The 12532-nt window shown below is 70.2% G+C and carries 8 protein-coding genes; 6 read left to right on the plus strand and 2 right to left on the minus strand.

Translation table 11 applies throughout. The annotated features are described in order from the left end of the window. Nucleotides 1–70: 70 nt before the first annotated feature. From NNL39_RS11035 to NNL39_RS11045, 3 genes are all read left to right on the plus strand, one after another. The gene (locus NNL39_RS11035) at nucleotides 71–3469 is read left to right on the plus strand and encodes a pyruvate carboxylase (RefSeq protein ID WP_255159329.1); all 3399 of its coding nucleotides are present in this window, start codon (nucleotides 71–73) and stop codon (nucleotides 3467–3469) included. An 87-nt stretch (nucleotides 3470–3556) separates the two neighbouring features. Continuing rightward, nucleotides 3557–4891, plus strand: a complete 1335-nt coding sequence (locus NNL39_RS11040) for a MinD/ParA family ATP-binding protein (protein ID WP_255159330.1) — start codon at nucleotides 3557–3559, stop codon at nucleotides 4889–4891. Nucleotides 4892–4898: 7 nt separating this feature from the next. Then, the gene (locus NNL39_RS11045; protein ID WP_255159331.1) at nucleotides 4899–5399 is read left to right on the plus strand and encodes a peptide deformylase; all 501 of its coding nucleotides are present in this window, start codon (nucleotides 4899–4901) and stop codon (nucleotides 5397–5399) included. A 118-nt stretch (nucleotides 5400–5517) separates the two neighbouring features. Here the strand turns inward: NNL39_RS11045 and NNL39_RS11050 are convergent, their stop codons facing one another. Next, entirely contained in the window at nucleotides 5518–7341 is a 1824-nt protein-coding gene (locus NNL39_RS11050; RefSeq protein WP_255159332.1) for an AMP-dependent synthetase/ligase, read from the minus strand. 102 nt (nucleotides 7342–7443) lie between these two features. On the opposite strand from NNL39_RS11050, the gene NNL39_RS11055 reads away from it, so the two are divergent. The 3 genes from NNL39_RS11055 to NNL39_RS11065 all read left to right on the plus strand — a co-directional run bounded on the left by NNL39_RS11055 (nucleotide 7444) and on the right by NNL39_RS11065 (nucleotide 10598). Beyond that, complete coding sequence (locus tag NNL39_RS11055; RefSeq protein ID WP_255159333.1) at nucleotides 7444–8397, plus strand: ROK family glucokinase; 954 nt, start codon at nucleotides 7444–7446, stop codon at nucleotides 8395–8397. A gap of 73 nt (nucleotides 8398–8470) precedes the next feature. Then, the gene (locus NNL39_RS11060) at nucleotides 8471–9160 is read left to right on the plus strand and encodes a lysophospholipid acyltransferase family protein (RefSeq protein ID WP_255159334.1); all 690 of its coding nucleotides are present in this window, start codon (nucleotides 8471–8473) and stop codon (nucleotides 9158–9160) included. A 67-nt stretch (nucleotides 9161–9227) separates the two neighbouring features. Beyond that, nucleotides 9228–10598: a class II 3-deoxy-7-phosphoheptulonate synthase gene (locus NNL39_RS11065; RefSeq protein ID WP_255159335.1), complete on the plus strand. Its 1371-nt coding sequence runs from the start codon at nucleotides 9228–9230 to the stop codon at nucleotides 10596–10598. Here NNL39_RS11065 and pknB read toward each other — a convergent pair. Then, entirely contained in the window at nucleotides 10595–12523 is a 1929-nt protein-coding gene (gene pknB / locus NNL39_RS11070; RefSeq protein ID WP_255159336.1) for a Stk1 family PASTA domain-containing Ser/Thr kinase, read from the minus strand. The genes NNL39_RS11065 and pknB overlap by 4 nt on opposite strands. Nucleotides 12524–12532: the final 9 nt, after the last annotated feature.

Genomic DNA, 12532 nt, shown 5'->3' on the forward strand with positions numbered 1-12532 from the left:
CGCACCGACCTCGGCCCGCCACCACCGGAGCCTTGTCGACCCCCACCCGGGCCGATTCCGAGAGGACACGATGTTTCGGAAGATCCTTGTCGCCAACCGCGGAGAGATCGCCATCCGCGCCTTCCGCGCCGCCTACGAGCTGGGCGCGAAGACCGTGGCGGTGTTCCCGTACGAGGACCGCAACTCCATGCACCGCCTGAAGGCCGACGAGGCCTACCAGATCGGTGAGCCCGGGCATCCGGTGCGCGCGTACCTCGATGTCGCCGAGATCATCCGCGTCGCGAAGCTCGCGGGCGCCGACGCCATCTACCCCGGCTACGGGTTCCTCAGCGAGAACCCCGACCTCGCCCAGGCCGCCGCCGACGCCGGCATCGCGTTCATCGGCCCACCGCGCTCGGTGCTCGAGATGGCCGGCAACAAGGTCACCGCGAAGGAGAAGGCGATCGCTGCGGGCGTTCCCGTGCTGCGATCGAGCCCCGCGACGACCGACATCCAGGTGCTGCTCGATGCTGCCGACGAGATCGGGTTCCCCATCTTCGCGAAGGCCGTCGCGGGCGGCGGCGGGCGCGGCATGCGGCGCGTCGAGCACCGCGACGAGCTGCGCGGCGCCCTCGAAGCCGCCATGCGCGAGGCCGACAGCGCGTTCGGCGACCCCACGATGTTCGTCGAGCAGGCCGTCGTGCGGCCCCGGCACATCGAGGTGCAGATTCTGGCCGACGCGACCGGCGAGACCGTGCACCTGTTCGAGCGCGACTGCTCGGTGCAGCGGCGCCACCAGAAGGTCGTCGAGATCGCGCCGGCCCCGAATCTCGATGAGGGCACTCGACAGCAGATGTACCGTGACGCGGTCGCGTTCGCGAAGTCGATCGGCTACGTGAACGCGGGCACGGTCGAGTTCCTGCTCGACACGGCGGGGGAGCGCGCGGGCGAGCACGTGTTCATCGAGATGAACCCCCGCATCCAGGTCGAGCACACCGTGACCGAGGAGGTCACCGACGTCGACCTCGTGCAGTCGCAGATGCGCATCGCCTACGGCCAGACGCTCGCCGAGCTCGGGCTGCAGCAGCACCAGATCCACCTGCGCGGCGCGGCCCTCCAGTGCCGCATCACCACGGAAGACCCCGCGAGCGGGTTCCGCCCCGACACCGGCAAGATCACGACCTACCGCTCTCCGGGCGGCGCCGGGGTGCGGCTCGACGGCGGCACGGTCGCCTCGGGCGCGCAGATCTCGCCGCACTTCGACTCGATGCTCGCGAAGATGACGTGCCGGGGGCGCGACTTCGCCTCGGCCGTCTCGCGTGCGCGCCGCGGGCTCGCCGAGTTCCGCATCCGGGGCGTGACGACGAACATCCCGTTCCTGCAGGCCGTGCTCGATGACCCGGCGTTCCAAGCGGGAGACCTCAGCACCGCGTTCATCGACGAGCGGCCGCACCTCGTGCGCACGAGCCCTTCGAAGGATCGCGGCACCAAGATGCTCAACTGGCTCGCCGACGTCACGGTGAACCAGCCGAACGGGGCGGGGGAGGGCGTCATCGACCCCGCGCTCAAGCTGCCCGTCGTCGACCTCGAGGCCGCGGCTCCCGAGGGCTCGCGTCAGCGGCTGCTCGCGCTGGGTCCGCAGGGCTTCGCGAGCGCACTGCGGCAGCAGACGGCCCTCGCGGTCACCGATACGACGTTCCGGGATGCGCACCAGTCGCTGCTCGCCACCCGCGTGCGCACGGCCGATCTCGTTCAGGTCATGCCGCACGTCGCCCGGCTGACCCCGGGGCTCCTCAGCGTCGAGGCCTGGGGCGGGGCGACCTACGATGTCGCCCTGCGCTTCCTCGGGGAGGACCCGTGGCAGCGCCTCGCGGCGATGCGCGAGGCCCTGCCCAACGTGGCCATCCAGATGCTGCTGCGGGGTCGCAACACTGTCGGGTACACGCCGTACCCGGTCGAGGTGACCGATGCGTTCGTGGCCGAGGCCGCTGCGACGGGCATCGACATCTTCCGCATCTTCGACGCGCTCAACGACGTCGACCAGATGCGGCCGGCGATCGACGCGGTGCTCGGCACCGGCATGACGGTTGCCGAGGTCGGCATGTGCTACTCGGGCGACCTGCTCGACCCCGCGGAGAACCTCTATACGCTCGACTACTACCTGCGGCTCGCCGAGCAGATCGTCGAGTCGGGTGCGCACATCTTGGCGATCAAGGACATGGCCGGTCTGCTGCGTGCGAGCGCGGCCGAGACCCTCGTGGCGGCGCTGCGCGAACGGTTCGACCTGCCCGTGCACGTGCACACGCACGACACGGCGGGCGGGCAGCTCGCGACGCTGCTCGCGGCCGCTCGCGCTGGTGCCGACGCCGTCGACGCCGCGAGCGCGCCGATGGCCGGCACGACCTCGCAGCCCTCGCTCTCGGCTCTCGTCGCCGCGCTCGAGCACACCGAGCGCGACACGGGGCTCGGGCTCCGCCCCGTCGCCGACCTCGAGCCGTACTGGGAGGCCGTGCGCCGCGCGTACGCGCCCTTCGAGTCGGGCCTGCCGGGTCCGACGGGCCGCGTCTACACCCACGAGATCCCGGGCGGTCAGCTCTCGAACCTGCGTCAGCAGGCGATCGCGCTCGGGCTCGGCGACCGCTTCGAGGTCATCGAAGACTGGTATGCCGCAGCGAACCGCATTCTCGGCCGGCCCACGAAGGTCACGCCGTCGTCGAAGGTCGTCGGCGACCTCGCGCTGCAGATGGCGGCCGCCGGAGCGGACCCGGCCGACTTCGAGGCCAACCCGCAGAACTACGACATTCCCGACTCCGTGATCGGCTTCATGGCGGGCGAGCTCGGCGACCTCCCGGGCGGCTGGCCCGAACCGTTCCGCAGCAAGGTGCTCGCCGGTCGCACGGTCAAGATCGGCACGACGCCCCTGACCGACGAGCAGCGGGCGAAGCTCGCCGGCAGCACCGACGAGCGCCGGCTCATGCTCAACCAGCTGCTGTTCCCGCAGCCGACGCAGCAGTTCCTGCAGGTGCGCGAGCAGTACGGCGATCTCTCGGTGCTCGCGACTCCCGACTACCTCTACGGCCTGCGCGCGGGCGTCGAGCACTCGATCCAGATCGAGCAGGGCGTGAGCCTGCTCGTGAGTCTCGAGGCCATCGGCGAGCCCGACGAGAAGGGCATGCGCAGCGTCATGGCGACGCTCAATGGTCAGCTGCGGCCCATCACGGTGCGTGATCGCAGTATCGCGGTCGACGCGGCGACAGCCGAGAAGGCCGATGCCGTGCAGCCCGGTCAAATCGCCGCGCCGTTCATGGGCGTGGTGACCGTCTCCGTCGCGGAAGGGGATCGCGTGGAGGCCGGCCAGGCCGTCGCGACGATCGAGGCGATGAAGATGGAGGCCGCGATCACGACGCCGGTGGCGGGGGTCGTGCAGCGCCGGGCCATTCCCACGACGCAGCAGTGCGAGGCCGGCGACCTCATCGTCGTCATCGCCTGAGCACCCCCGGTCTCGGCGCTCTCCCGGTGAGCGGAGGAGCGGGCGGCTAGACTGAGCAGTCGTCTGATACCAGGGAGAGTTACGACTGTGGCCGAGAAGCGTGGCAGAACCAAGACCGAAGCGGTGACGACCGTCGCCGAGGGGGTCGAGCCCGTCGGCGACGCCGACCTTGCCGCGGCGCTGCCGGAGAGCCTCACGATCGACGTCGAGCTGCCCGCACCCGTGCACGAGCGCCCGGCCGACGAGCAGGCTGTCGCCCTGCTCGACAGCGGCGTCGACCCGGCGATCGTCGGCGCCGTCGTCGGCACGGTCGAGACGGGCACCACCGTCATCGAGCTCGCCCACGACGAGCTGCACGCCGTCGTCACGACGCCGCCGACCGGCGACGATCCCGACGCCGATGTCGAGATCCCGCCGCTGCCGCAGACCGACGGTGTCTACTCGCGCCGCGACATGCTCGACGGGGTGCACCAGGGTCCGGAGTCGGCAGCCATGCTCACCGCCGATCGGCTCATCGAGCCGAGGCGGCGCAATCGAACGGCGCCCGAGGGTCGCTGGCCCGCTTTCGTCTACGCGGTCACCTTCCACCTCGTCAACATCGGCGACTCGCGCCGCGTTCGCGAGCGCAAAGAGCTCGACGCCAAGATCGCCACGGCGTTCGAGGGCGGGGCGCGCTTCGTGCCCGTGCTCACGCGCAAGGGCGGTGTCGGCAAGACGACGATCACGACCCTGCTGGGCATGGCTCTCGCCTCGGTGCGGGATGACCGCGTCATCGCCATCGACGCGAACCCCGATCGCGGCACCCTGTCAGAACGCGTCGCGCGGCAGACCCGCGCGACCGTGCGCGACGTCGTCAATCGCGCGCCGAGCATCCAGGGATTCACGGACTTCTCGACGCTCGTCTCGCGCGATGAGACTCGTCTCGACATCCTCGCCTCCGATACCGACCCCATGCTCTCCGAGGCCTTCGACGAGAACGACTACAACGTCGTCGCCGACCTCGCTGCCCGCTACTACTCGATCGTGCTCACCGACTGCGGTACGGGCATCGTGCACTCGGTCATGCGCGCGACCCTGCAGCGGGCCGATGCGCTCGTCATCGTCTCGGGCGGCAGCGTCGACGAAGCACGGCTCGCCTCGGAGACCCTCACCTGGCTCGAGGCGAACGGCTACGGCGAGCTCGTGCGTGAGGCGATCGTCGCGATCAACACGGCCACCCAGGGCACCAATCTCGTCAAGCTCGAAGAGATCGAGGCGCACTTCGCCTCCCGCGTGCGGCAGATCGTGCGCATCCCCTACGACGAGCAGCTCGCCGCGGGTTCTGTGATCTCGTGGCGCGACCTGCGCCCGCTCACGCGGCAGGCGGCGCGCGAGCTCGCGGCGCTCGTCGCTCAGGGCATGCCTGTGCGCCGGGGAGTCTGACCGGTCCATGGCCGTCCGCCCCATCCGTCTCTTCGGCGACCCCGTGCTGCGCAGCGCCGCCGACCCGATCGTGCGCATCGACGACGCGGTGCGGGCCCTCGTGACCGATCTGATCGACACCGTGAAGGTACCGGGCCGTGCGGGCGTCGCCGCGCCTCAGATCGGCGTCATGCTGCGCGCGTTCAGCTACAACATCGACGGTGACGTCGGCTACGTGCTCAACCCCGAGCTCGTCGAGGTTCGCGGCGAGGCGCAACCCGTCGATGAGGGGTGCTTGAGCGTGCCCGGGTTCGGGTTCCCGCGCCGCCGCCACCCCTGGGCCCGCGTGGTCGGCATCGATCTCGACGGGTCCGCGGTCGACCTCAGCGGCGACGGCCTGCTCGCGCAGGCGCTGCAGCACGAGTGCGACCACCTCGACGGGCGACTGTACATCGAGGGGCTCGAGCCCGAGATCAAGCGCGAGGCCATGCGCGCGGTGCGCCAGGCCGACTGGTTCGCGCGGCCGTAGCGCAGCATCCCGAATCGCGGTCGCGCACGCGCGCGCGGCGACACCCGGAATGCCGACGGGCGCCGCCGGTCTGCGCGACCATCGGCGCGACCGTCGGCGCCCGTCGGGCGTTCGGCGACTACTGCAGCGAGATGCCCTGCGTCTCGGGGGCACCGCTGTACATGCCCTCGATGACATCGGCGAAGTCGGTCGTGATGACATGGCGCTTGATGCTCATCTTCGGCGTGAGGTGACCGCTCGCCTCGGTGAACTCGGTGGCGAGCACCGTGAACTTGCGGATCGACTCGGCGCGTGAGACGCGGCTGTTGGCGCTGTCGATCGCGCGCTGCACCTCGGCCAGCACCGTGGGGTGCTGTGCCGCCTCGGTGAGCGACATCTGCGCGTCGAGCTCGTTGTTGTTGAGCCACACGGGCAGCATCTCGGAGTCGAGCGTCACGAGGGCGGAGACGAAGGGCTTCTTGTCGCCGACGACGACGACCTGGCCGATGATCGGGTTCGCCCGGATCGGGTCCTCGAGCGCCGCGGGGGCCACGTTCTTGCCGCCCGCCGTGACGATGATCTCCTTCTTGCGACCGGTGATCGTGAGGAAGCCGTCGTCGTCGAGCGCGCCGATGTCGCCCGTGCGGAACCACTCGCCCTCCATGACCTCGGCGGTCGCCTCGGGCTTCTTCCAGTAGCCGGCGAAGACGTTGATGCCCTTGACGAGGATCTCGCCGTCCTCCGCGATCTTGAGGCCCACGCCCGGCAGTGCCGGACCGGTGGTGCCGATCTTGAACTTGTCGACGAGGTTGATCGTCGCGGGCGCCGTCGTCTCGGTGAGGCCGTAGCCCTCGAGGATGCGGATGTCGAGGCTGCGGAAGAAGTGCGCCAGGCGCAGGCCCAGGGGAGCGGAACCCGAGACGGCGTACTGCACGCGCCCGCCCATGGCCGCGCGCAGCTTGCCGTAGACGAGCTTGTCGAAGAGCGCGAACCGCAGCTTGAGGCCGAGCGGCACGTGACCGGCGTCGAGAGCCTTGGAGTGCGCGATCGCGACATCGGCGGCGGCGCGGAAGATCTTGCCCTTGCCGCCGGCCTCGGCCTTCTGCTCGGCCGAGTTGTAGACCTTCTCGAACACGCGAGGCACCGCGAGCAGGAAGGTCGGCTTGAACGAACCGAGCGCGCTCAGCAGCTGCTTGGTGTCGGCCTGGTGGCCGATCTTCACGCCGCCGTGCACGCCGAGCACCGAGATGAAGCGCGCGAAGACGTGCGCCGTCGTGATGAAGAGCAGCGTCGAGGACTGCGGGTTGACGATCTGGCTCATCGAGACGGTGGCGTTGCGGCACAGCTCGACGAAGTTCGAGTGGGTCAGGATGCAGCCCTTGGGAACGCCCGTCGATCCCGAGGTGTAGATGAGGGTCGCGAGGTCGCTGCCGACCGCGGCCGACCGACGGGCCTCGAGCTCGTCATCGCTCACGCCCTCACCCGTCGAGGCGAGCTTCTCGAGGTCGCCGAGGTGCATCTGCCAGACGTGCCCGATGTTCGGCAGGTCGCCGGCCACCTCGTCGTAGCGCGAGAAGTGCTCGGCGGTCTCGACGATCATGTGGTGCGCTTCGGAGTCGTCGAGGATGTACTGCACCTGGCTCGGCGAGCTCGTCTCGTAGATGGGCACGAGGGCGGCTCCGGCGAACCACGTCGCGAAGTCGACGAGCGTCCACTCGTAGCGCGTCTTGCACATGAACCCGATCTTGTCGCCGGGCTTGATGCCGGCGGCGATGAAGCCCTTCGCGAGCGCCTTCACCTGACGGTGGAACTCGGCGGCCGTGACATCCGACCAGCCGCCATCCGCCGTCGGCAGGGCGAACAGAGCGCCGTTCGGGGTCTGGCGAACGCGGTCGACGAGCAGGTCGGTGGCGTTCGCGTCGGGGTCGGGGGTGACGACGGCCGGGACGAAGAACTCTTTCACGGCAACTCCTTTGGTACCGGACGGGCAGATGGTTCCCTCACTCTAGTCGGCAGACCGGGGTACCCCCTCGGAGCCCTCGCCCGCTCACTAGACTCGACACTCGTGCACTCCATCGGAATCGACATCGGCGGGACGAAGATCGCCGGAGCCCTCGTGAGCGACGACGGCGAGATCCTCGCCGAGCTGCGCGAGCCCACCCCCGCGGGCGACCCCGCCGCCATCACCGAGCTCGTCGTGCGCATGGTCGAGCAGTTGCGCGATGGCCAGCAGGTCATCGCCGCGGGAGTCGCGGCCGCGGGATTCATCGACGCCGCGCAGTCGACCGTCTACTACGCGCCGAACATCAACTGGCGGCACGAGCCCTTCCGCGACCGACTGCGCGAGCGGCTCGATCTCGACGTGACGATCGACAACGATGCGAACGCGGCCGGCTGGGCCGAATTCCGCTTCGGGGCGGCACGGGATGCGCACGACATGACGATGCTGACGATCGGCACGGGCGTCGGCGGCGCGATCGTCGCAGGAGACCGCCTGCTGCGCGGCGGCTTCGGCACGGCAGGCGAGCTCGGTCACCTGCGGGTCGTTCCCGACGGTCTGCCGTGCGGCTGCGGCGCGCGCGGCTGCATCGAGCAGTACGGCTCGGGTCGTGCGCTGCTGCGCATGGCGAACGAGATCGCCGACGCGGGCGGCATCGGCCTGCAGCTCGCGGCCGAGCGCGAGCGCGCGGGCGGGCTCACGGGCGACATCCTCGCCCGACTGCTTGTCGACCACGACGCCGGCGCCCTGCACGCACTGCGCCAGCTCGGCACCTGGCTCGGCCAGGCCTGCGCGAGCCTCAGCGCGGTGCTCGACCCCGAGCTCTTCGTCTTCGGGGGCGGCGTCTCGATCGCCGGCGACCTGCTGCTCGATCCCGTGCGCGAGTCGTACCTCGCTCATCTGCCGGCACGGGGCTACCACCCCGAGCCCCGGTTCGTCGTGGCCGAGCTCGTCAACGACGCCGGTGTCGTCGGGGCGGCCGACCTGGCGCGCATCCACGCCACCGCCTCGGGCGCGTGATCATCGTCGCGGCCGTACGGGCGGCGCGCGCAGGGGTTAGGCTGGCCTCCGCCGTCGACGAAGGGACTCCCCGGTGTTCTACTGGCTCATGAAGAACCTGGTGATCGGGCCGATCCTGCTCACGGCCTTCCGTCCGTGGGTGCGCGGTGTCGAGAACGTCCCGCGCACGGGCGCGGTGATCCTGGCGAGCAACCACTTGTCGTTCACGGACTCGGTCTTCCTGCCGCTCGTGCTCGATCGGCGCGTGGTGTTCCTCGCCAAGAGCGACTACTTCACGGGGCGCGGAATCAAGGGCTGGCTCATCAAGATGTTCTTCGAAGCGAGCGGCCAGCTGCCGATCGACCGCTCGGGCGGCAAGGCGAGCGAGGCGTCGCTCAACACCGGACTCAAGGTGCTCGCCGAGGGCTTCGCGCTCGGCATCTACCCGGAGGGCACCCGCAGCCCCGACGGCATCATGTACCGGGGACGCACGGGCGTGGCCCGCATGATCCTCGAGTCGGGGGCGCCCGTCGTGCCCGTGGCCATGATCGACACCGAGAAGGTCATGCCGATCGGCGCGAAGCTGCCGAAAGTCGTGCGCCCGGGTGTCGTGTTCGGCGAGCCGCTCGACTTCAGCCGCTTCCAGGGGCTCGAGGGCGACCGCTTCGTGCTGCGGTCGATCACCGACGAGATCATGTACGAACTCGGCCGCCTGAGCGGCCAGGAGTATCGCGACGTCTACGCGACCACGGTCAAGGACAAGCGGCCCGCCAACGCCCGATAGGCTGGACAGTCGCGGCGTCGATGCGCCGTGCATCCCGCTCGAGCCGCCCTGTGAGGACGTAACGCCCGTGGTCGACCCCTTCGAAACCGTTGTGCACGCTGACCCCGAGGTCATTGCCGGACTCGATCACTGGCGCACCCTGCCGATCAAGCAGCAGCCCACGTGGCCCGACTCGACGGCCGTTGCTGCGGCGTCTGCCGAGCTCGCGACCCTGCCCCCGCTCGTCTTCGCGGGTGAGGTCGACATGCTGCGCGACCGCCTCGCGCGCGCTGCGCGCGGTGAGGCGTTCCTGCTGCAGGGCGGCGACTGCGCCGAGACCTTCGCGGGCGCGACGGCCGACCAGATCCGCAACCGCGTCAAGACCATCCTGCAGATGGCCGTCGTGCTCACCTACGGCGCCTCGATGCCCGTCATCAAGATGGGCCGCATGGCGGGCCAGTTCGCGAAGCCGCGCTCAAGCGACACCGAGACCCGCGGCGACGTCACGCTGCCGGCCTACCGGGGCGACATCGTGAACGGCTACGACTTCACGCCCGAGTCGCGCCAGGCCGATCCCGCGCGCCTCGTCAAGGGCTACCACACGAGCGCCTCGACCCTGAACCTCATCCGCGCCTTCACCCAGGGTGGGTTCGCCGACCTGCGCATGGTGCACAGCTGGAACAAGGGCTTCGCCGCCAACCCCGCGAACCAGCGCTACGAGGGCCTCGCGAAAGAGATCGACCGCGCGGTGAAGTTCATGGAGGCGGCCGGGGCCGACTTCGACGAGCTCAAGCGCGTCGAGTTCTACTCGAGCCACGAGGGTCTGCTCATGGACTACGAGCGACCCATGACGCGCATCGACTCGCGCACGGGCACGCCGTACAACACGAGCGCGCACTTCCTCTGGATCGGCGAGCGCACGCGCGAGCTCGACGGCGCCCACGTCGACTTCTTCAAGCGCATCCGCAACCCCATCGGGGTCAAGCTCGGCCCCTCGACGACGCCCGAGACGATGGAGCGGCTCATCGACGTGCTCGACCCCGAGCGCGAGCCCGGTCGACTCACCTTCATCACGCGCATGGGCGCCGGCGTCATCCGTGACGCGCTGCCGCCGCTGCTGGAGGCGATCCGCGGCATGGACGCGACGCCGCTGTGGGTCAGCGACCCCATGCACGGCAACGGCATGACGACGCCGAACGGCTACAAGACGCGTCGCTTCGACGACGTCGTCGACGAGGTGAAGGGCTTCTTCGAGGCCCACCGCGCGGTCGGCACGCATCCCGGTGGCATCCACGTCGAGCTCACCGGCGACGACGTCACCGAGTGCCTCGGCGGCTCGGAGCACATCGATGAGGAGACCCTTGCGACGCGCTACGAGTCGCTGTGCGACCCGCGCCTCAACCACATGCAGTCGCTCGAACTCGCCTTCCTCGTCGCCGAGGAGCTCGGCCGCAGCTAGTAGTTCGCGACGACCGTGACGGGACTGTTGCGCAGCACCCGCTCACCCGCGGCGGGGTTGGTCGACTGCACCGGAGCGAGCGGCGAGTCGCGCAGGCCGGGCGGTACGTTCGTGTCGAGCACGACCTCGAAGCCCGCTTCTTCCAGGATGTCGACCGCCTCATTGATCGGACGACCGACGACGTTCGGCACGTCGACGAGGTCCGGCCCGCGCGAGACGATGATGGTGAGCGTGCTGCCCGGGCGAACGGGGGCCTCGCTCGTGCGCTCGACACGCAATACGTCGCCGAGCGGCACATCGTTGTCGAACTCCGACTCGCCGCCGACGATGCCCGTGAGGTCGCGCGCGCTGAGCGCCGCTTGCGCCGCCTCCACCGTGAGCCCGCGCACCGAGGGGATCGCCCCGACCGACACGATGAGCTGAACGGGGGTGCCCTTGAACGAGTCGTCGCCGGCGCCGAGGGTCTCCTCACCCTCGCCGACGACCGCGATCACCGAGCCGTCCGGCACCTCGCGGTCGAATTGGGGGATGCTCTCGCCGACGTCGAAGCCCGCGCCGACGAGCGCCGTGCGCGCGTCGGCCTCCGGCTGACCGAGCACATCGGGCACGGTGGTCGGCTCCGGTCCGCGTGAGACGACGAGCGTCACGACGGTGTCGCGGTCGATCACCTCGCCCGCCGGGGGATCGGTGGCCGCGACGAGGCCCTCGGCGATCTCGAGGTCGAACTCTCGGGCGACGTCGTCGGCGACCGAGACCCCCTGCTCCTCCAGCACGAGGCGTGCGGCCTCGACCGAGTCGCCGCGCACATCCGCGATGGCCACGAGCGCACCGGGCCCCGCGGCGAACCACCACCCGACTCCGCCCGCGAGTCCCGCGAGGGCGAGCACGGCTGCGAAGAGCAGCCAGCCGCGCCGTCGGCTCGTCGCCCCGCGGCGAGTGAGTTCCGCCGTCGCGGAGGGCTCGGCCGCATCGCCGCTCGACGCCCGCGTGCCGAGCACCTGCGTCTCGCCGGTGGCGGGGAGCGTCGGGATGGGGGAGGTGAGGAGCATCGTGCGCTGGGTCGCCTCGGCCGGCAGGGCGGTCTGCAGGGCGCGCCCGGTCTCCGCGAGCTGGTCGAGAAGGGCGCGCGCGTCGGCCGGGCGGTCGTGCGGATCGCGCGCCGTCGCCCAGAGCACGATCTCGTCCCACTCGGCGGGCACACGCGGGTTGAGCGTGCTCGGCGCGGGCACCGAGTCGTTGGCGTGCTGGTACGCGATCTGCATGGGCTGCTCGCCCTTGTACGGCTGCTCGCCCGTGAGCATCTCGAACATCATGATGCCGACGGCGTAGATGTCGCTGCGGGTGTCGGCGATGCCGCGCGTCACGAGCTCGGGGGAGAGGTAGGCGATCGTGCCCAGCAGCGCCTTGCCCGTCGCGGTGTTCGCACTGGCGGCCCGAGCAAGGCCGAAGTCGCCGATCTTGATGCGCCCGTCGTCGGCGAGCAGCACGTTCTCGGGCTTGAGATCGCGGTGGACGATGCCGGCCTTGTGCGCGGCCGCGAGACCGGCGAGCACGGCCTCCGTGATGTCCATGGTCTGCTCGGGCGTGAGAGCGCCGTACTCCTGCAGCAGTTCGCGCAACGTGATGCCCGGCAGGTACTCCATGACGAGGTAGGCCGATTCGGCATCCTGGCCCTGATCGAAGACGTTGACGACGTTGGGGTGGGCGAGGCGGGCGGCCGATCGCGCCTCCTGAATGAAGCGCTCCTTGAACTGACTGTCATCGGCGAGATGCCCGTGCATGATCTTGACCGCGACGAGACGATCGAGGCGCTGGTCGGTGGCGAGATACACGGTCGCCATGCCGCCGCGAGCGATGCGTGAGCGCACCTGATATCGGCCGTCGATCAGGCGGCCGATGAGGGGATCGGTCGTCGAGGAGCTCACTCGAGCGAG

It is taken from the genome of Microcella humidisoli (genome assembly GCF_024362325.1).
In the GTDB taxonomy this organism is placed as follows: Bacteria; Actinomycetota; Actinomycetes; order Actinomycetales; family Microbacteriaceae; genus Microcella; species Microcella humidisoli.